A 20,210-nucleotide genomic window follows, 5' to 3' on the forward strand; every position below is an offset into this window, starting at 1 on the left:
TGTCAACTCTTGTTTCCTCAAATTCGGCAACAATGCCAAAACATCCAAATACCACCACCAACGCTGAGGTGTAATCTCCTCAAATTTGCGCTTCTGGGTTAAATCCACAAATCTCGACAACTCCTCATAAAACTCCCTTGCTTGTTCAACTAACCGTCGATCGGCATTTGCTAATAAACCCTTCTCTTCCTCACTCAGTTGAGATTCAACTTTTGCCAACTCATCTCTAAGTTGCAACATTTCTAAATGTTCAGCCCCACTCACATCAGGAAATTCAACCATTACACAATAGTTTTTTAGCAAAATATTCATAACAAATCCTTAATTAAACCTACATAAATAAACATTGAATTAGCCAGGTAGCTTTCCGGTTCCTTTGGAGGAAAGGCCGTTTCTAAAACTCCATCCAAGCCCATCATTACCAGCCATATGGTGTTATTTACACTGCTGGTAACTGTGGGATAAAACGTTTTTCCGTAGACGTACACATAAACTTTAGCATTAGCATCCCTAACAATAAAACTGATAACTCCATTATATTCTTCAAGGGTCGCGTTCGGTCCTAAATGGCCTAAATTAATCCTTTTGAGTAAATGAGACATTGCTTTTCCAGGTTTCCAGAGAATTCCGTCTCTCACCCGCTCAATTGCCTGCACAATCTCTAATTGCCTACCTTCATCAAAAATCAACTTTAACCTTATACCAATTTAATGGGTCGTTGCATATATCTCGATCCCCCTAAATCCCCACCCCCCCTAGCCCCCCCCAAGGGGGGAAGGGGGACTTTGAGAAGAATCTTGTCCCCCCCTTATTAAGGGGGGCTAGGGCGTGTTTTCAAACTCTCCAATCAGATCCCGATCCCCCTAAATCCCCACCCCCCCCTAGCCCCCCCCAAGGGGGGAAGGGGGACTTTGAGAAGAATCTTGTCCCCCCCTTAGTAGGGGCGGTGCCCCCGTGCCCGCCCTCTTGGCTAGGGGGGATCGGATTCTATGCAGCCTCATAAAAAATTGGTATTACCGGAGAAAAACTGAACTGCAAACAAACATATCATAACCTATTGGGCATTCCCAAACAAATTACAAAACCTAAGTTCGATCGCCTATCGGAACTAGAAAAATAAGTAATTTCCTTGTTGGCGAAAGAAAGCCAGCCAGTCGATCTCATAAAATTACTTGAAAATGATACAATCCCGCTGTCAGATTTGGTAAATGCGCTGCAATCTCTATCGCGGCGCTGCTGGATAGAACAACAAGGAAGTAGTTACACTGTGCCGCCTGTGTTGAAGCAATATGCGATCGCCCATGCAGTGTAATGGATACAACCATTGCTTGCATTCTATGATACACTAGGAGTGAGCAGTGATAAGGACATATAAATCAAGTGGAAATCAGAGGCTTTATCTGGCTAGAGGATATCGTTGAAAAACTAGCTCGAAAACATTCTGTTAGCCCACAAGAAGTTAGAGAAGTCTTTGAGAACTTTGCAGTTTTCCGCTTTGTCGAAAAAGGGCATCGTCAGGGTGAAAATGTTTACGCTGCTTTGGGACAAACTGATGCCGGACGCTACTTGATTGTTTTCTTTGTTTATAAAGAAGATAGGCAAGCATTAATTTTATCTGCACGGGACATGACAAATGCTGAACGAAGAAAATACCAGAAAACGTAAAAGTGCTATCTCAGAAGCTGAATCTTATCAGCAAATAGGCGAGTTTTGGGACGATCGCGATCTGGCAGATTATTGGGAGGAAACTGATGCTGCTGAGTTTTCAGTAAATCTTCAATCTGAGATCATATATTATCGTGTTGAAGTAACTTTATCAGAGCAAATTCGTTCCATCGCTAAACGTCAAGGTGTTTCTCCAGAAACGCTTTTAAATTTGTGGGTGCAGGAGAAACTTAGCAAAGAAATAGCGTGAAGGGACAACAATGAGTTGTAACCAAAATCTAAAATCTAAAATCCAAAATCAGATCGCCCTTTTCTTCGAGCTATTCTAGAAACATACTTCATTCCCAATCGCATTATGGTTGCCTTACCCGATCGCCTATTGATGAGCCCAGAAGAATACCTGGCTTGGGAACCCACCCAAGAAGAACGCTACGAATATTGGGATGGCGAAGTTGTCGCGATAGGAGGCGAAACCCGCAATCATAATCGGATTTGCATCAACTTCTTCAAGCTATTAGACGATCGCCTGAATCTCCCCTACGAGATTTACATCTTAGCTGTGAAACTACAGGGAGAACCAGGGCGAAAGTATTTTTATCCTGATGTTGTGGTAACTTGTGACGATCGCGATAACGATCCACAATTAGTGCAATTTCCTTCCTTGATTATCGAAGTTTTATCGCCTTCCACCGAAGCAGTAGATCGCGGTACTAAATTTGCGAAATACCGCCAATTTTCAACACTGCAAGAGTATGTCTTGGTGCAAGTTGAACAGCCAGGAGTAGAGATGTTTCGGCGCAATCAACAAGGGCAATGGGTTCTCTCTGAGTATGGTTTGGGCGATTCCTTGCAACTTGAATCGGTGAATCTAGAAATTGCGATCGCCGATTTATATCGCCAAGTACAATTTTCTTAGTTGCATCGGAATGATATAGAGGAGACGGCAGTGCCCATTGGTGTCAACTTAAGGTACAACCAATAGTCCGGCAGGGGTTGAAACCCCTGCCTCAAAGCGCAAGTCCTCTCAAAGAGGACTGAAGAGAAGAATTTTCAACTCTTGAGTCCTCTTTGAGAGGACTTTAGCTATTAGACAGGGAATTAATTCCCTGTCGGACTCGCGGGATGACTAATGGACTTGGAAGGCTTTCAAGCTTAAGTTGACACCAATGGGCTTGGCCTTAGTCCCTACAATGTTATTTTGGGTAGGGACTAAGGCCAAGCCGTCTCCTAATTTCTTAAGCAGGATTTACGCACTCGACCAAAGAAACCGGGTTTTTACCAAATCTGCCGACTCCGACGACATACCTGGACAAAAACCCGGTTTCTGGGCACCATTGTAAGTCCTATTTAAACAAACTGACCCGTTGTAGTCGATCGCAAACGGCGAATTCCAATCACCGAAGGCATGGGCGAACGACGCGAATCATTCGAGATATTGCTCGGCCACAAACTACCACGAGCAACAGTCCGAGTCTGATTGAAAACAGCACCGTTCAAATCCAACATTTCAATTTGTCGGCTGAGTACAGTACCATCATCGATCGGGCAATCTTCCCCCGGATGCTGCACCGAAATCACCAGCGTATCTCCCACAAAAGTCGGCCCCGTCATTTCGCACCGATTCGGCCCTTGAGCAAACGGAATGACAGTTCCCGCATTCGGGCCGGAAGTGGGAATATAAAACAGCCAATTGTTGCCGAAAACCCCAGTAAAATCCGAGACATTTCCAGTCTTCTTGTGGTCGATCGCACTTGCCTTGCCAACACTCCCGACATCAAAACCGTTGTGCGTGGAAGTAGACATATCAGTCACACCCCAAACATTACCTTGATCGTCAAAAACCAAATTGTCTACACTAGCAAATCCCGCCCCAGAGACTGAACCCGCTTCTCCACCTTGAACAAAACGCTGCCAGCGGAATGTCGAACCCGCGCCGTCGGAACTATCTTCAATTATTTTGTAAATTCCTCCCGACTGCTGGGTGCTATTGAGTTCGCTACCGTATTTAGCAACAGTAAAAATCCGAGAATCTGGATAACCATCGCTACCAGGTGCGCCGTCAGTATAGGAAATGAAAACTTCCTTAGTAGTAGGATGAATTTCCAAATCTTCAGGCCGCGCTGTCGGAGTGCCACCAATCAAATTAGCAGCTAAAAAAGCATCAACTAACATCGCACCTTGGCTGGTATAGAAATTCGCAAGAGTTTTATTTCTGTAGCCAGGAAGTGCTGTTGCTTCATTAGTTGTATCGACTACAAAAGAACCGCCGTCTTCGGTTTGACCAGCAATTCCGGCGCGTTTGGGTAAGCGAGTATTTGCATCTCTTTGAGCTTTGCCAAAACTTGCTAATTCGGCTTCGCCCATTTTTTTGGGACTTACTGGATTGGTTTGGGCATTGATTGTCAGCGGCAGCCATCTTCCCGCACCGTTGCGATTGTATTGGGCGACGTACAAAGTGCCATCTTCAAACAAGCGACTGTTGTTTTTATCTGCGGGATTGGTGACAGTACCGTTGCTGACAAATTTCCAGGTGTGTCCGCCGCGCCGATCGTCTCCCATGTATGCTACTAATTTGCGGCCTGCTTCGGCGCGAATCGCGATGTTTTCGTGGCGGAAGCGGCCCAAAGCGGTGTGTTTGCGGGGGCGGAAATTCGGGTCTTGGAGATCGACTTCTACCATCCAGCCGTATTTTTCACCGACTAAGCCGAATTCTTCACCCGTAGTGCCCTTGGCGTAACCGGTTTGGCTGCCGTTGGGTTTGATGTTTTCCTGAACTCCGACGAAGAATAGTTCGCTACCTTGGAAGTTTTCTTCGGCGGAGAGGATTGTGCCCCAGGGGGTTGTGCCGCCGGAACAGTTGTAGGCTGTACCGATGATCCGGTTTCCCAGCCCGTCGCTGTTGACTTGGGCGAAAACTTGGGTGGCCGCCGGGCCGGTACCTGTAAGATATTTGTCGTCGCCTTGTCTGCTTCCCCAGGAGGTGACGCTTTTGTATGCGTCGGAACGCTGGCTGTTGATTCCGAGGCCGGAAAGTCCGTGGATGCGTCGGTTGAGGGGGTCGCGGGCGATCGCGCCAAATCGACCGTTGGCTTGTTTGGTGATGCGGACGATGGAACCACCCATGTTGTATAAAAATTCGCCGAGGGTCGCGCGATTTTTTACAGATAAGTCTAGACCGATGACGGCGCGATCGGTTGCGGGAAATGATGCCAAATCTGTCGGCGTTTCCGGTGCCTGTTTTGACATTGGGAAGGATACATACTCGTGGTTGACCCAGAGATAGCCGTCGTCATTGCTGCCGCGAAGGCCTACGAAGCCTGTGTAGTCGTTGTTGTAGCCGAAATAGTCGGATAGATCGGGAAAAACGCGATCGCCCCAGCGGAGAATCACATAGCGTTCGTATTCTGGCGGCACAACTACATCGTCAACAACGCTGTAACTCCTTAATTTAGTATCCTGTGAAGCAGCCATCACAGTTCCTTGTCCGTTTAGGCCGGTTGGCATAAAGCTCGACAATTCTTGATAAACTGGCAGTGGGTGAGGAAGTCTTAATGGAGTGAAAGATATCGGACTGAACGCAGCTTCGGCAGAGGTGGAATTGATGCCGAATAGTGTTTCAGTTAGTTGAGGCGCAAGGACAGTAGTAGCTGCACTGCTACCGAAAAAAATTAGCAGTTGTCGGCGAGTTATTTTAGACATAAATTCCTGTTCAACCCCACATCCCTAATCTGGTGATTCTCTATGAGATTTTACCGTTGTTAAATTAAGGGAAGTTAACATGAAGGTTAATTAAAGTGAGATTATATTTTGGTTAATTATTGGTTATTTGCGTCGCCCTGAGCGGAGTCGAAGGGTTATTGGTGATTGGTTATTTGTTACCGATGTCCGATGCCCGATGCCCGATGCCCGATTCCCAATTCCCAATTCCCCATTAGTCATCTCGAAAGCCTGGATCGTTTTGTCGGGAGGCCGGCCGGCTGGGTGCTGGTACGTTGATAGTTTGCGATGGTCCAGAATTGGCTGGTGAAATATTGCCCTCTCTGAATCCCAAGAGGTATTTAGCATCGGCAAAATATCTAGTCCACTGTTCGATTCTGGAATCTTTCTGCCACTGGTTGCGAGATACTCTCGATCGCAAAACAGGAACCATTCGTCTGCTGCGATCCGCTGTAACTATAATCGTCACCTGTGTCAATCCGGGATTTTCTTGGAATTCTTGGGCGATCGACTCTTTCGCTAAATCTTCCGCCTGCTGTACTAAACTGGCAAAAGATTGACTATCATCGGAATTTACGGTAAGATAGCTTTCCTTAGTTTCAGCCAAGGCGATCGATGTAGTTGATGTAAAATTAATAGTGACTAGAATCAAGGCAGACAAAAGGAGACGGTAAAAACTCATTAATTTGCAAATTAAACACTGATACTTATCAAGTATAATCAACAAAGATTAAGCATAAATTAAGCCAAAATTAAAACAATTTGTTACAGAACCATCGAGACTTATATCAAATCCACTCTTCATCAGACTTATTCATCTCTGTTATCTCCCTCTGCGTTCTCTGTGTTCTCTGCGGTTAAAATATTCCAATTCAAATTCCAATGAAATCAACAAAATGCGCCATCGCCCTCGGTAGCAACCTAGGGGACTCCCTCACAATTCTCAAAAGCGCGATCGAAACTCTAAACAACACCCCAGAAATAGAAGTAAAATCTCATTCAAGCTGGTATCAAACAGCCCCGGTCGGGCCACCACAACCCGATTACATCAACGCCTGTGCCATCCTAGAAGTTACCCTAGAACCAGAACAGTTACTATTAGCTTTATTAGAAATAGAAATAAAATTTAATCGAATTCGCCAAGAAAAATGGGGACCCAGAACCCTAGACCTAGATTTGCTGTTATATGATAATTTAGTCCTAGAAACTCCCACGCTGATTCTGCCTCACCCCCGAATGACCAAAAGAGCATTTGTATTAGTGCCTTTGGCAGAAATTGCCCCGGATTGGGTGCATCCGGTGACAGGAAGTGCGATCGCACAAATGGTCCAAACGGCAGATTCTTCGGGAATAGAAAAAATGATAGTCTAGAAAAGACACAAAACTAATTATCACTTACTTCTCAATTCCCAATTTCCCAGGCCCATGCAACCGGATTTGATATGATGTCATAAATCAGTGTACTCTCAAATTATTCATTTGTTGCTTATGTCGAGCGATCGAGAACTACCCAAAGTCCTGAAACAACGCCTGTTTTACCAAGGACGCAAATTTAATTTTGACGTAGCCACTCTCCGGCTTCCCAACGGTGCCGAAGGCGAATGGGAATGTATTCGTCACCCAGGCGGAGCCCTAGCAGTACCAGTAACCCCCGAAGGTAAACTTGTCTTGGTGCGACAATATCGTTTTGCGGCTCAAGGGCGAATTTTAGAATTTCCCGCTGGTACTATAGAAGTTAATGAAAACCCCGCCGAAACCATTAAACGCGAAATCGAAGAAGAAACAGGATATCGCGCGGGTAAATGGCAAAAATTAGGGGAATTTTTGCTCGCCCCCGGTTATTCAGATGAAATCATTTATGCTTTTTTAGCCCTAGATTTGGAAAAGCTGGAGAAGCCACCAGCACAAGACGATGATGAAGACATGGAAACCGTTTTATTCACTCCTGAAGAATTAGAAACAGCGATTTTATCTGGGGAACCCATAGATGCAAAATCTATTTCTAGCTTCTTTTTAGCCCGTCCTTTTTTAAATTAAAATGATTTGCTGACAATCTCGCGGATTGAGCCGTGGAGGTTGTTCTCAAACCTAAAATCTAAAATCTAAAATCTAAAATCGAATGTCTGATCTAATTTTATTTTGGCATCGCCGAGATTTGCGTATTTGTGATAACATCGGACTAGCAGCAGCAAGGCAACAAAGCCCGAAAGTAGTAGGCCTCTTCTGTCTAGATCGCCAACTCCTCAATCTTGATGACGTAGCCCCAGCCAGAGTCACATACATGATGGGATGTTTGCAAAAACTTCAGCAGAGTTACGCGGAATCGGGCAGTCAATTACTGATAATTCAAGATGAACCTAGTGAAGCCATCCCCAGATTAGCCACAGCTATAAATGCCAAAGCAGTATTTTGGAACTGGGATGTGGAACCCTATGCAAAAAAACGTGATTTTGCAGTATCTAATGCCCTAGCACAAACAGGAATTCAAGTCAAAAATTTCTGGGATCAACTACTGCACGCGCCAGAGGAAATTCGCACAGGCACGGGAAATCCATATACTGTTTATACACCATTTTGGAAAAAATGGAACAGCCTACCCAAAACCCAACCAGTAGAGACACTGCCCATCATTTCTTTAGAAGAAATGACAGGATTAACCGCAGCAGAAACAGAAATTGCACGCCAAGCAGGTGCAATGGAAATGTTGCCTAGCGCCAGAGACTTGGGCTTTATTTGGGAAAATCCCTTGTTAATAGAACCAGGAGAAAATCCAGCGCAACAAAAATTGGAAGAATTTTGTGATTTGGCAATTTACGAATATCAAGACCAACGTAATTTTCCCATAATTAATGGCACATCCCAACTCAGCCCTGCTCTCAAATTTGGTGCCATCGGCATTCGCACAGTTTGGCAAGCTACCCAGAGATTAATGGATAATTGTCGCAACGAAGAAGGGCAGAAAAATATCCGCACTTGGCAACAGGAATTAGCGTGGCGAGAATTTTATCAACACGCAATGTATAATTTTCCTGAATTAGCAGATGGGCCCTACCGTCAACCCTTCAAAGACTTTCCTTGGGAAAATGATGAAAAACTTTTTCAAGCCTGGTGTAGAGGCAAAACTGGCTATCCGATTGTAGATGCGGCAATGCGGCAGTTGAATCAGACTGGTTGGATGCACAATCGGTGCCGGATGATAGTCGCTAGTTTCCTCACTAAAGATTTAATTATTAACTGGCAGTGGGGGGAAAAATACTTTATGCAAAAATTGATAGATGGCGACCTTTCTGCTAATAATGGTGGCTGGCAGTGGAGTGCATCGAGTGGTATGGACCCGAAGCCTTTACGCATATTTAATCCCGCGAGTCAAGCTCAAAAATTTGACCGGGAAGGTGAATATATTCGGCACTGGGTTCCTGAATTGCGCAGAGTAGATACGAAACTTTTGCTAACGGGAAATATTTTGCCCTTAGAACGCAAATTTCTTCCTTATCCCGATCGCATCGTAGATCATAATCAGCAGCAGCGTAAGTTTAAGGAACTTTATAAACAGCAAAAAATAGTTGATTAGTCAGTAGTCAGTTAGATTTGGTCCTGACCCCACCGAATCTCCAAGTAGCTAATCCCATCCCTTGAGGTATCGACAGGTGAGCCATTCGTTGAGAGACGATACATGACTAATCTTTAAGATGCTTATTCTTCAGCATTGAGGTTGTTTGCGCCTCCACGTGTTTGGTTCGATCGCCCTGGTGTGACCAAGTGTCAAAAGATCTCCATATTACCCCGTTGTAAAAAACCTACACCTGTCACCCCCTACCTCCCCAAGGGGGGATGGCGGATGGGGCATTGGAATTAACACCAATAACCAATATTAAGTTTTGTAACAAATTGTTCGTCAAATCCTCCTTGAACTCGATCGACCAAGAGGCAAAACCCACCGCTGCGGATTTCCAGGCAGAGGCAGAAAACGAGTATAAGCCTTGTGGAGTCTTGCACCTAGCCCACCCAACGATGCAAGTTAAACAACCACCATCTCACTCAAAAATCAATCCCGACTAAAAAAATCGGGTATGGTTGACGCACTAATTTCACCGTGGTATTCTGCGAAAAGAGTTAACAACATTGCAAAACTGGAGAGTTTAGCTATGACCCAGGCGACCAGAACCCAATCGACAGCAGCAACCTTCACAGCCCTCAAGTGCAAAGAATGCGGCGAAGAATACGAACTTCAAGCAAAACACGTCTGCGATTGCTGTTTCGGGCCGCTAGAAGTCAAATACGATTACGATGCTATCCGCCGCACCGTTACCAGACAAACCATCGAAGCCGGACCAAACTCGATTTGGCGTTACCGCGCATTTCTGCCCGTCGCTACAGATAACGTGATCGATGTCGGCACCGGCATGACTCCTCTATTAAAATCGCACCGCCTAGCTCGTCGCCTGGGTCTAAAAAATCTTTATATTAAAAATGATGCGGTCAATATGCCCACTCTTAGCTTCAAAGATAGAGTGGTGTCCGTTGCCCTCAGTAGAGCGAGAGAATTAGGTTTCACAACAGTATCCTGTGCCAGCACTGGTAATTTAGCTAACTCTACGGCGGCGATCGCAGCCCACGCCGGACTCGACTGCGTAGTCTTCATCCCCTCCGACTTAGAAGCAGGCAAAGTTCTCGGCACCCTAATTTACAATCCAACCGTGATGGCAGTTCACGGCAACTACGACCAAGTTAACCGCCTCTGCTGCGAAGTAGCCAATACACACGGCTGGGGATTTGTCAACATCAACTTGCGCCCCTACTATTCCGAAGGCTCGAAAACCCTAGGCTACGAAGTGATCGAACAGCTTGGCTGGCAATTGCCCGATCACGTAGTTGCTCCCCTGGCTTCCGGTTCTTTGTTCACCAAAATTTACAAAGGCTTTAACGAATTCACCGAAGTCGGCTTAGTTGAAGGCAAGAAAGTCCGCTTCAGCGGTGCCCAAGCTGACGGCTGTTCCCCCATCGCCCAAGCCTTCCGCGAAGGCCGCGATTTTGTTAAACCGGTGAAACCGAATACAATTGCTAAGTCGATCGCGATCGGCAATCCAGCAGACGGGATGTACGCCCTCGACATCGCCCGCAAAACAGGCGGCAACATCGAATCCGTCAGCGACACCGAAATCATCGAAGGCATGAAACTGCTAGCCGAAACCGAAGGCATCTTCACCGAAACCGCAGGTGGCACCACCATCGCCGTCTTGAAGAAACTGGTAGAAGCAGGTAAAATCAACCCCGATGAAACCACCGTCGCCTACATCACCGGCAATGGCTTAAAAACCCAAGAAGCTGTCCAAGGCTACATCGGCGAACCCATCACCCTCGAACCAAAACTAGAAGCCTTCGAGCGTGCCCTAGAACGTGCTCGGACACTTGAACGCCTAGAATGGCAGCAAGTTTCGGTTTAATAGTCATTAGTCATTAGTCATTGGTCATTGGTCATTGGTCATTAGTCAGTAGTCATTAGTCATTAGTCATTGGTCATTAGCTATCAAGCTGTTGACTAATGACGACTGATTGTTAACCACCGAGAACTGACTTGTGACTAATAACTACTGACTAATAACTACTGACTGATAACTAATGACTAATGACTAATGACTACTGACTAAGGACTAAAAAAATGACTGTTAAAGTTTTAATTCCCACACCACTGCAAAAATTCACCAACAATCAAGCCACAATAGAATGCGGCGGTGATAATATTTCTGAACTGATTGAATCCCTCGAAACAAATTGTCCCGGCATCAAAAAAAGCCTGTGCGACGAACAAGGAACACCTCGTAGATTTTTGAATTTCTACGTCAATGCTGAAGACATCCGGTTTTTGGAAGGTACTGAAACTGCTCTTAAAGATGGCGATGAAGTGAGTATTGTGCCGGCAGTTGCTGGGGGTTGATTTTTTCACCGCCAAGAGATGAATACCCGATTTGTTTAACAAGTCGGGTATTCATCTCTCTCTTCTCTTCCTTCGCGTCCTTCGCGCCTTCGCGGTTAAATCATTCCGATACAACCGGAATTAATATAAGGATTTGATAGAAACAAAACAGAAAGCCACAGGATACAACCTGTGGCTTTCTGTTTCTATCAAACTAAGAAACTACGGAGGCTACTTTTGCAGCAGTCCGAGGACGCCGACGACCTGTTACTTTATTTACAGGGGCTGGTACTGGCGATGGTACTGAAGATGCTAGTTTAGGTGCTTCAATGGAAAGCTGTTTTTGCACAGTTTCCGATCGCACTGCTTCTTCAGGAATTTGCATCAGGAATACCAGCATGGGATTGCTTTGCAATTCCCGTCGCAGCACTCGCGCAATTGCTTTTTCTATTTGTGTTTGCACTCCTACCCAGTCCACATCAACTTGTGAGTCAGCATTCGTAGCAGGTTTGACAAATTCTGACCAACGATCGCTCAAAATTGTTTCAATCGTTTGAGTGATGAGTCGGATCACCTCGGCGCGATCGGCTGATGTGACTACACCTTTCAAGTGTACTTCCGGCTTGGCCACTAATTTGCCTTCCCAATTCAAAGCCGCCGCTACTGTTACCGCCCCATCTCCGGCTAACTGTTGGCGTTCCTTAAGGACGTTTGCTTTGACTACTCCCGATCGCGAAGAGTCTACCAATTCAATTCCTGAAGGCACTTTACCACCCACTCGCATCGAATTTTCGGTCAATTCTACAACATCGCCGTTGTCAATAATCACCATATTGCTAGCGGGAATGCCCATGCTTTGAGCTGTTTTTGAGTGCTGCACCAACATCCGGTGTTCCCCGTGCACGGGTAAGAAGAATTTGGGACGAGTTATGTTAATCATTAACTTTTGGTCTTCTTGACAACCGTGTCCCGAAACGTGAATTCCCTTGTCGCGCCCGTAAACTACATTTGCGCCCAGCATCATCAATTTGTCGATCGTATTTACCACTGCGATCGTATTTCCCGGAATCGGGTTCGCTGAGAAGATGATGGTATCGCCCTTTCTGATTTTTAATTCGTGATGTTCCCCGTTAGCAATCCGAGTCATCGCCGCCATTGGTTCGCCTTGGGAACCTGTGGTTAAAATCAGTACCTTGTCATCTGGTAAATTGCGAATTTCTTTCAGGGGTTTGAAGATACTATCTTCGCATTTGATGTAGCCTAGATTCCGGCAGTGAGCGATGACATTCAACATCGATCGACCTACCACTCCTACATACCGATTGTTTTTCTTAGCTAGTTCTAAAACTATTTGCAATCGGTGTACCGAAGAAGCAAACGTCGTCACCATTACTCGTCCCGTCGCTTGAGCGATAATTCTGTCTAAATTCGGATAAACAGAACGTTCTGAAGCCGTAAAACCGGGAACTTCCGAGTTAGTGGAATCGCTAATCAAGCACAGCACGCCTTTTTCGCCATACTCCGCCAATTTTTGGAAGTCAAAATGCTCGCCGTCTACAGGAGTGTGGTCAATTTTAAAGTCTCCAGTGTGGATCAAAATTCCCACTGGGGTGTGAATCGCCACTGTGAAACTGTCGGCCATTGAGTGAGTGTTGCGAATATATTCGACTAAGAAATTCTTGCCAATTCTCACCATGTCGCGTGGTCTAACTGTCCTCAATTCTGTGCGGTGAGAAACTCCGGCTTCTTCTAATTTTCCGGCTAGCAAAGCCATAGCCAAACGCGGCCCGTAAATCACCGGAATTTCAAATTGTTTGAGGTGATAAGGGATACCGCCGATGTGGTCTTCGTGACCGTGAGTCACGATCATACCTTTAATTTTGTGGCTATTTTCCCGCAGGTAAGTCATGTCTGGGAGGACAATATTTACCCCGTGCATTCCATCTGTCGGGAATGCTAAACCTGCATCCAAAAGAATTATTTCATCTCCGTACTCGAATACACAAGTATTTTTACCGATTTCGTGGAGCCCGCCGAGGGGAATAACTTTTAGAGCCTGTCCAGTTGTATTTTTGATCATGCGTATCCTTTGTTAGTTTTTTGTTATTTGTCTGTTGACTGTTGTCTGTTGTCTTGTGTTTTTTTTCTGCTGTTTGTTGATGTGGGATATTTTTTCCATGATATTTATGGAAAAATCTCCTGCGGGTTTTACTCTCCCGTACAGTCAGTTGTCTTGGGTCTTCAATCACCAATTCTTAGTTTTCAGCTAATAACTCATAGCTAATTACTAAGGACTAATGACTAATCACAACCAATATTTAGTTTTCAGAAAACTCGTTCTCGCCTCTCTAGCTAGCTGATATCTGTGCTAACTGACTCAGTGCGTCCTTTAATTTTTGAGTCACCTCAACGGGCGGATCGCACAGGGGCGGACGGGTGGAACCTACATCCCAGCCTTGAAGTTTAAGAGCTGTCTTGACTGGAATCGGATTTGTGGTGAGAAAAAGAGCTTTAAACAAGTCAAATAGTTGCAAGTGAATCTGGGTAGCGACTTGAACTTGGCCCTTCTCAAAAGCTTCGATCATCTGTTGTAGTTGCTCTCCTACCAGGTGGCTGGCTACGCTAACTACACCAGATGCTCCTACCGCCAGCATCGGCAATGTTAGGGAATCATCTCCAGAATAGATGGCAAATTCAGGGGATGTCAAGCGTCTAATTTGGCTGGCTTGATCTAAGTTGCCACTTGCTTCTTTTACTGCTACAATGTTCGGAATTTCTGCCAATTGAGCCACTGTTTCCGGCAACATATTTTGGCCAGTGCGACCGGGGATGTTATATAACATTATAGGCAATTCTGGAGCAGATTGCGCGATCGCCCGAAAATGATTGTACAAACCTTCTTGTGGTGGCTTGTTGTAATAGGGCACCACCTGCAAGCAACCGTCTAAACCGAGTTTAGCTGCTTTTTGTGTTGCTTCGATCGCCTCGCGAGTTGAATTCGATCCCGCTCCTGCTATGACTTTTGCTTTACCTGCTACTGCCTGCTGCACCACCTGAAATAACTCGTACTCCTCATCCCAAGTCATCGTGGGAGATTCGCCCGTAGTTCCGCACAGTACCAAGCTATCCGTACCGCGATCGGCTAAATACACCGCCAACTGCTCTGCTACCGCATAGTTAACGCTGCCGTCTTCCTTAAACGGCGTAATCATTGCAGTCAGAACCCGTCCAAACTTTACCACACTTTCTCCGATTTTAGACTTGTGATTTTTGATTTGAAATTTTTGATTTTAGATGAAACGTTAATCTAAAATCCCTGATGCTGCAAAACCTCTTACCTATGGGGATAGTTCCCGCTACTTAGAAACCGCCGCCCGCTGGGTTTGCAGTAATTTTTTTGTGGCGAGCAACTCGGCTATCTGCACTGCATTTAAAGCCGCCCCTTTGCGAATTTGATCGCCACTTAGCCACATTTCCAACCCGCAGGGGTGAGAAATATCTTGGCGTATCCTGCCTACCAACACCTCATCCTTACCGCTAGCCTCTGCGGGCATCGGGAAATAATTCGCTTGCCAGTCTTCTACCAGCTTAACCCCTTTTGCCTGCTTTAAAATGTCTCTAGCCTCGATCGCACTAAAAGGCTCTGCAAATTCTAGATTAATCGCTTCCGAATGGGCCCGGAGTACGGGAACCCGAATACAAGTTGCAGAAATTTTGATGTCTTCAGTCCCAAATATTTTCCTAGTTTCGTTCACCATTTTCATCTCTTCCTCACAATACCCCAACTCGTTAATCGCGGTGTTGTGCGGAAACAAATTAAATGCTAAGGGGTAGGGAAATATCTCCGTTTTGGGTGTTTCTCCGGCCAAAATTGCTCTGGCTTGAGCTTTCATTTCCTCCATTGCCCTGGCCCCTGCCCCGCTGGCAGACTGGTAAGTAGCTACCACTATGCGCTTGACTGGTCTCACTTGGTGAAGAGGCCAAACGGCCACTGCCATCAAAATCGTGGTGCAGTTGGGATTAGCAATTATACCTCGGTGAGACGCCACTGCTTCGGGATTAACTTCGGGAACCACTAACGGTACCGTTGCATCCATACGGAAAGCGCTGGAATTGTCTATTACCACGGCTCCGGCTGCTACTGCTTTCGGAGCCCAAAATTTGGAAGTAGACCCACCAGCCGAAGCCAGCACTAGATCTACATTATCAAAGGAGCGATCGGATACTGCCTCCACCGATAGCATGGAGCTACCAAAGGGCAGTTTTGCACCCGCAGAACGTTCCGAAGCCAGCAGCTTCAAGTCTGCCAACGGAAAACTGCGACTGTGCAAGAGTTCTAGCAACTCCGCACCGACAGCACCCGTAGCTCCTAAAATGGCAACTCGATAGGATTGAGACAAATTAGTTTCCTCCACAAATTAGATTGTAAGCGATCGAAATCTGGAATTTTAATAACCGCAATACTCAATATAAAACTTAATTAATCTTAGGCGACATCAGAATCGGTTAGGATGGCAAGGGCGCAGTTGACCGGACTTGCCACTCCAGCCTCACGGCTGCGATCGCATCGTAGCCATCGCTAGTTTAGCAAGGAATGAACTGCCCTGTGGCCATAACCACAAACAAATAGCCTATTGTTGACTTTGAGACGCTTTTGTGGCGTAGCATTGACGTCTGAAGGCGATACGTGCTATGGTGCTTCGGCAATTAGTGTGTTGAACCTCCACAAAGTGTTCTGCTCCGCAAAACCTATGCACAACAATGATTGGCAGCCTCGTCAGGTATAGGTGTTTGTAGTTGTGCCAGTACGATTAAAAGCGTACAAACTTAAAATGCAGGCAAAGTCAGATTTGTATGTATTTTATATCACTATTGTTAAATATCAAAGAAGCCGATGAAAGTAACCCAGGAAAAACTTCCAGCTAGCCAAATTGGTCTGGAAATCGAAGTACCATCAGAAAAGTCAAAACAAGCCTACGAGCAAGTAATTAAACAATTTGCTCGCGAGATTAACATTCCTGGGTTCCGCAAAGGCAAAGTTCCCCGCCAAGTTTTGCTACAGCGCCTAGGTCAAACTCGATTGAAGGCAACGGCTTTAGAAAACTTGATTAATGACTCCCTACAAAAAGCCCTGGAACAAGAAAAAATTGCAGCCATTGGCACTTTTGAACTCAGCACCGAGTTTGAAGAGTTACTGTCTAAGTTTGACCCGGAACAGCCACTGACATTCTCAGCTAAGGTTGACGTAGAGCCAGAAGTCAAAATGGGTGAGTACACAGGCTTGCAACTTCAAGCAGAAGAAGCTAAGTACGATGAGGCTCAAGTAGATGAGGTATTGGCAAAATATCGATCGGACAAAGCTGCTTTAATCCCCATAGAAGGCAGACCAGCTCAATTAGGAGATATGGCTTTAGTTGATTTCTCCGGCAGATTTGCAGACGCACCATTCGGCGAAACTCCCGCAGAAATTCCCGGCGGTCAAGCCGAAGACTTTCAAGTAGAATTATCTGAAAATCAGTTTGTACCTGGTTTCATCCAAGGCATGATCGGCATGAATCCGGGAGAAACCAGAGAAGTTTCTGTACAGTTTCCTGACGAGTATAGCAGTGAAGAATTAGCCGGAAAACCAGCAGTCTTTACGATTACTCTCAAAGAACTTAAGGAAAAAGAATTGCCGGAGTTGGACGACGATTTCGCCCAAGAAGTTAGCGAGTTTGAAACCTTGGCAGAACTGCGCGAGTCCCTAGAAACTCGCTTTAAAGGAGACCAAGAGCGCAAAACTTCAGGGAACAAAGAAAAAGCAATATTAGAAGCCCTAGTGGAACTAATAGAAGTGGAAATTCCCGAAACAATGCTAGAACGCGAAGTCGATTTCTTGCTGAACCAACAAGCAGCCCAATTGAAAAATTACGGCATAGATATCAACCAACTGTTTACTGAAGAAAACATGGGACCGATGCGGGAACGCTCCCGTCCAGAAGCCATCCATCGCATCAAGCAGTCTCTAGCTCTAGCAGAAATCGCCAAGCTGGAATCTTTGTCTGTAGAACCAGCAGAAGTAGCAGCAGAAGTAGCTAGCGTCAGAAAGCAGTTTCCGAAAGGAGATTTTGACCCCGAAAGGTTGCAGCAATTTGTCCGAGAAGATTTGCTCAAACAAAAAACCATCAAATGGTTGGAAGAAAAGGGGACAATCGAACTCTTACCAGAAGGTTCTCTGACTCCGGTAGTAGATGAAGATGAAGATGAAGATGATGAAGAAACTTCAGAAGCATCCACAACTGTTGAAGTAGAAGTGGTAGGAGAAGACTAGCACTCGCAGCTAGAAGGAGTAGGTATAAATTCAGGTAGAGTCTACTTTTGAGTAGATATTTAACTGATAAGTAAGCTCAACTAAAAAAACCGAATTCCCAGATACCCAACTTCTTAAAGAAGTCGGGTATCTCACAGAGAGCAATTAATTTATCACGGTTGGCTAAATCGTCAAAGCTTACCAAGGGATAACCGATCCCATGCTCCCGGTGAAGTAAGAAGCAAAGGTCTAGACTTGTCTTAGATTTGTCTAGCAGAGGATTTTAGGTGGAATTAGAGCTACTGACGCGATCGAGTCCGGCTAAATATTCATCATAACTTTGGCTGGACAACGCCCCATCTAGGAGCGAGAGTGCCACTTGTAGGCAACATCATCCTAGCGCGAGAGAACCCCCCTGCGCTAGGCAATTTCCCAATTCCCAATTCCCAATTTCCCCATGTCACTCTAGAAAGGGCATAATAGTTAAAAGCTGGCGGCTTAATTTCAAGCTTTCATCAGCCGTAAATAGTCTATAATCCTTGACTGGTGTCTTATGGTTGTATCTCAATCTTCCAACTACCTAATTACAAGCTCTAACAATTTTGAGGTCAGCGACCACCCCAGCAACGTAGTGCCAATGGTACTCGAACAGTCGGGGATGGGCGAGCGAGCCTTTGACATTTACTCGCGCTTGCTGCGGGAGCGCATTGTGTTTTTAGGAACCCCTGTAACTGACGAAGTGGCAGACTCCATAGTGGCTCAGTTACTGTTTCTAGACGCCGAAGACCCAGAAAAAGACATTCAAATGTACATAAATTCCCCCGGTGGTTCGGTGACTGCCGGCATGGCAATTTATGACACAATGCAACAAATCCGCCCCGATGTGGTGACAATTTGTTACGGTTTAGCAGCAAGTATGGGTGCATTTCTGTTGACAGCGGGAGCGGCGGGCAAACGGATGTCTCTGCCCAGTTCGAGAATTATGATTCACCAGCCCCTGGGCGGTGCCCAAGGTCAAGCAGTAGATATTGAGATTCAAGCCAAAGAAATCCTTTATCATAAGCGTAAGCTGAATGAACTGTTAGCGCACCACACAGGTCAACCGATCGATAAATTAGAGGCCGATACCGATCGCGACTTTTTCATGTCAGCGGCAGAAGCCAAAGATTACGGATTGGTCGATAAAGTCATAGCTAAGGAAAACCTTCCGGCCGCGGGAGAGAATGTCACTGCACTGAATTAAGAGGCTGTTATGTCTAAATACGACTCCCATCTAAAATGTTCCTTTTGTGGCAAGTCTCAAGAGCAGGTACGCAAGTTGATCGCAGGCCCAGCAGTATATATCTGCGATGAATGTGTTGACTTGTGCAATGAAATTTTAGATGAGGAGTTGTTTGACTCCACTGCCGTGCCGGCCGCGACGGCAGTACCTCCGAAGCCGGAAACCAGCCAAAAGCGTCGCACTACTTCGGGGAAAAGCCTGTCTCTGAGCCAAATTCCCAAGCCGAGGGAAATTAAAAATTACCTCGATGAAAATGTGATCGGCCAAGATGAGGCGAAAAAGGTGTTGTCAGTGGCAGTTTATAACCACTACAAGCGCCTCAGTTTTATTCATAGCAAAAATAGTGGCAAGCACCCACCGGAAGAAGTAGAACTGCAAAAGTCAAATATTCTGTTAATCGGGCCCACGGGCTGTGGTAAAACGCTGCTGGCTCAGACTTTGGCAGATATGCTGGATGTACCCTTTGCAGTGGCTGATGCCACGACGCTGACGGAAGCGGGCTACGTTGGGGAAGATGTGGAAAATATTTTGTTGCGCTTGCTGCAAGTGGCAGATATGGATGTGGAAGAGGCGCAGCGTGGCATCATTTATATTGATGAAATTGACAAAATTGCCCGGAAGAGCGAAAATCCTTCGATTACGCGGGATGTGTCGGGGGAAGGGGTGCAGCAGGCGCTGTTGAAAATGCTGGAAGGGACGATCGCCAATGTACCACCTCAAGGCGGGCGCAAGCATCCCTATCAAGACTGCATCCAAATTGATACCAGCAATATCATGTTTATTTGCGGTGGCGCTTTTGTCGGTTTGGATAAAGTGGTAGAGCAGAGAACGGGCAAAAAGTCCATGGGTTTTATTCAGCCGGGAGAAGCTGTGCCGAAGGAAAAGCGGGCCGCCGATGTCCTCAAGCAACTGGAACCCGATGATTTGGTGAAATTTGGGATGATTCCTGAGTTTATTGGCCGGGTACCGGTGGCGGCGGTTGTCGATCCTTTGGATGAGGAGACGCTGATGGCGATTTTGACGGAACCGCGCAATGCTTTGGTTAAGCAGTATCAAAAGCTGCTAAAGATGGATAATGTACAGTTGGAGTTTAAGGCGGATGCTGTGCGGGCGATCGCCCAGGAAGCATACCGACGCAAAACTGGGGCGCGGGCACTGAGAGGAATTGTCGAAGAGTTGATGTTGGATGTGATGTATGAGTTGCCGTCGCGCAAGGATGTGACGCGCTGTATGATTACTAAGGAAATGGTGGAGAAGCGATCGACTGCTGAGTTGTTGATACTGCCCTCTTCGCTACCTAAGCCGGAGTCGGCTTAAAAGTTTTCAAATTCTCAATCAGCTTT

The 20,210-nt window shown here is 45.9% G+C and carries 19 protein-coding genes and 1 pseudogene; 13 read left to right on the forward strand and 7 right to left on the reverse strand.

Annotation, left to right across the window (positions count from 1 at the left end; genetic code table 11):
* Both AAFP11_RS16140 and AAFP11_RS16145 read right to left on the reverse strand, forming a co-directional pair.
* Positions 1-312: pseudogene (locus tag AAFP11_RS16140) on the reverse strand (hypothetical protein); the annotation flags it as partial.
* Complete coding sequence (locus tag AAFP11_RS16145) at positions 309-689, reverse strand: hypothetical protein (protein ID WP_341737992.1); 381 nt, start codon at positions 687-689, stop codon at positions 309-311. The gene AAFP11_RS16145 and the pseudogene AAFP11_RS16140, both read right to left, overlap by 4 nt.
* Positions 690-1,132: 443 nt before the next feature.
* Here AAFP11_RS16145 and AAFP11_RS16150 point away from each other — a divergent pair, with 443 nt between their 5' ends.
* The 4 genes from AAFP11_RS16150 (at position 1,133) to AAFP11_RS16165 (ending at position 2,581) form a co-directional block, all read left to right on the forward strand.
* On the forward strand, positions 1,133-1,312 hold the full coding sequence (locus AAFP11_RS16150; protein WP_340542310.1) for a hypothetical protein: 180 nt from the start codon (positions 1,133-1,135) through the stop codon (positions 1,310-1,312).
* Positions 1,313-1,380: 68 nt separating this feature from the next.
* Positions 1,381-1,665 (forward strand): BrnT family toxin, encoded by a 285-nt coding sequence (locus AAFP11_RS16155; RefSeq protein ID WP_341737993.1) that lies wholly within the window; start codon positions 1,381-1,383, stop codon positions 1,663-1,665.
* Positions 1,634-1,915, forward strand: a complete 282-nt coding sequence (locus AAFP11_RS16160; protein ID WP_340524553.1) for a CopG family antitoxin — start codon at positions 1,634-1,636, stop codon at positions 1,913-1,915. Before AAFP11_RS16155 ends, AAFP11_RS16160 begins: the two co-directional genes overlap by 32 nt.
* Positions 1,916-2,020: 105 nt before the next feature.
* Complete coding sequence (locus AAFP11_RS16165; protein WP_341737994.1) at positions 2,021-2,581, forward strand: Uma2 family endonuclease; 561 nt, start codon at positions 2,021-2,023, stop codon at positions 2,579-2,581.
* Positions 2,582-3,012: 431 nt separating this feature from the next.
* Here AAFP11_RS16165 and AAFP11_RS16170 read toward each other — a convergent pair whose 3' ends face one another.
* Both AAFP11_RS16170 and AAFP11_RS16175 read right to left on the reverse strand, forming a co-directional pair.
* Positions 3,013-5,364, reverse strand: coding sequence for a PhoX family phosphatase (locus tag AAFP11_RS16170; RefSeq protein WP_341737995.1), 2,352 nt, complete (start codon positions 5,362-5,364; stop codon positions 3,013-3,015).
* A 232-nt stretch (positions 5,365-5,596) separates the two neighbouring features.
* Positions 5,597-6,064, reverse strand: a complete 468-nt coding sequence (locus AAFP11_RS16175; protein WP_341737996.1) for a hypothetical protein — start codon at positions 6,062-6,064, stop codon at positions 5,597-5,599.
* Between the two features lie 200 nt (positions 6,065-6,264).
* On the opposite strand from AAFP11_RS16175, the gene folK reads away from it, so the two are divergent.
* The 6 genes from folK (at position 6,265) to AAFP11_RS16205 (ending at position 11,317) form a co-directional block, all read left to right on the forward strand.
* Positions 6,265-6,753 (forward strand): 2-amino-4-hydroxy-6-hydroxymethyldihydropteridine diphosphokinase, encoded by a 489-nt coding sequence (gene folK, locus AAFP11_RS16180; RefSeq protein WP_341737997.1) that lies wholly within the window; start codon positions 6,265-6,267, stop codon positions 6,751-6,753.
* A gap of 117 nt (positions 6,754-6,870) precedes the next feature.
* Positions 6,871-7,419, forward strand: coding sequence for an NUDIX hydrolase (locus tag AAFP11_RS16185; protein WP_341738049.1), 549 nt, complete (start codon positions 6,871-6,873; stop codon positions 7,417-7,419).
* An 82-nt stretch (positions 7,420-7,501) separates the two neighbouring features.
* Entirely contained in the window at positions 7,502-8,953 is a 1,452-nt protein-coding gene (locus tag AAFP11_RS16190) for an FAD-binding domain-containing protein (protein WP_341737998.1), read from the forward strand.
* A gap of 260 nt (positions 8,954-9,213) precedes the next feature.
* Positions 9,214-9,441 carry a hypothetical protein gene (locus AAFP11_RS16195; RefSeq protein WP_341737999.1) on the forward strand — a complete coding sequence of 76 codons (228 nt, stop codon included), beginning with the start codon at positions 9,214-9,216 and terminating at the stop codon, positions 9,439-9,441.
* Between the two features lie 86 nt (positions 9,442-9,527).
* Entirely contained in the window at positions 9,528-10,826 is a 1,299-nt protein-coding gene (gene thrC, locus AAFP11_RS16200) for a threonine synthase (protein WP_341738000.1), read from the forward strand.
* 215 nt (positions 10,827-11,041) lie between these two features.
* Positions 11,042-11,317 carry a MoaD/ThiS family protein gene (locus AAFP11_RS16205; protein WP_341738001.1) on the forward strand — a complete coding sequence of 92 codons (276 nt, stop codon included), beginning with the start codon at positions 11,042-11,044 and terminating at the stop codon, positions 11,315-11,317.
* A gap of 193 nt (positions 11,318-11,510) precedes the next feature.
* Here the strand turns inward: AAFP11_RS16205 and AAFP11_RS16210 are convergent, their stop codons facing one another.
* From AAFP11_RS16210 to AAFP11_RS16220, 3 genes are all read right to left on the reverse strand, one after another.
* Positions 11,511-13,376, reverse strand: coding sequence for a ribonuclease J (locus tag AAFP11_RS16210; protein ID WP_341738002.1), 1,866 nt, complete (start codon positions 13,374-13,376; stop codon positions 11,511-11,513).
* A 268-nt stretch (positions 13,377-13,644) separates the two neighbouring features.
* Positions 13,645-14,538, reverse strand: coding sequence for a 4-hydroxy-tetrahydrodipicolinate synthase (dapA, locus tag AAFP11_RS16215; protein ID WP_341738003.1), 894 nt, complete (start codon positions 14,536-14,538; stop codon positions 13,645-13,647).
* A gap of 114 nt (positions 14,539-14,652) precedes the next feature.
* Positions 14,653-15,696: an aspartate-semialdehyde dehydrogenase gene (locus AAFP11_RS16220; protein WP_341738004.1), complete on the reverse strand. Its 1,044-nt coding sequence runs from the start codon at positions 15,694-15,696 to the stop codon at positions 14,653-14,655.
* Between the two features lie 494 nt (positions 15,697-16,190).
* Here AAFP11_RS16220 and tig point away from each other — a divergent pair, with 494 nt between their 5' ends.
* The 3 genes from tig (at position 16,191) to clpX (ending at position 20,184) form a co-directional block, all read left to right on the forward strand.
* Positions 16,191-17,606 carry a trigger factor gene (tig, locus tag AAFP11_RS16225; RefSeq protein ID WP_341738005.1) on the forward strand — a complete coding sequence of 472 codons (1,416 nt, stop codon included), beginning with the start codon at positions 16,191-16,193 and terminating at the stop codon, positions 17,604-17,606.
* A 532-nt stretch (positions 17,607-18,138) separates the two neighbouring features.
* Positions 18,139-18,828 carry an ATP-dependent Clp endopeptidase proteolytic subunit ClpP gene (clpP, locus tag AAFP11_RS16230; protein ID WP_341738006.1) on the forward strand — a complete coding sequence of 230 codons (690 nt, stop codon included), beginning with the start codon at positions 18,139-18,141 and terminating at the stop codon, positions 18,826-18,828.
* Between the two features lie 9 nt (positions 18,829-18,837).
* Positions 18,838-20,184: an ATP-dependent protease ATP-binding subunit ClpX gene (gene clpX / locus AAFP11_RS16235; RefSeq protein ID WP_340519097.1), complete on the forward strand. Its 1,347-nt coding sequence runs from the start codon at positions 18,838-18,840 to the stop codon at positions 20,182-20,184.
* Positions 20,185-20,210: the final 26 nt, after the last annotated feature.

It is taken from the genome of Microcoleus sp. CAWBG640 (assembly GCF_020883015.1).
Taxonomy (GTDB): domain Bacteria; phylum Cyanobacteriota; class Cyanobacteriia; order Cyanobacteriales; family Microcoleaceae; genus Microcoleus; species Microcoleus anatoxicus.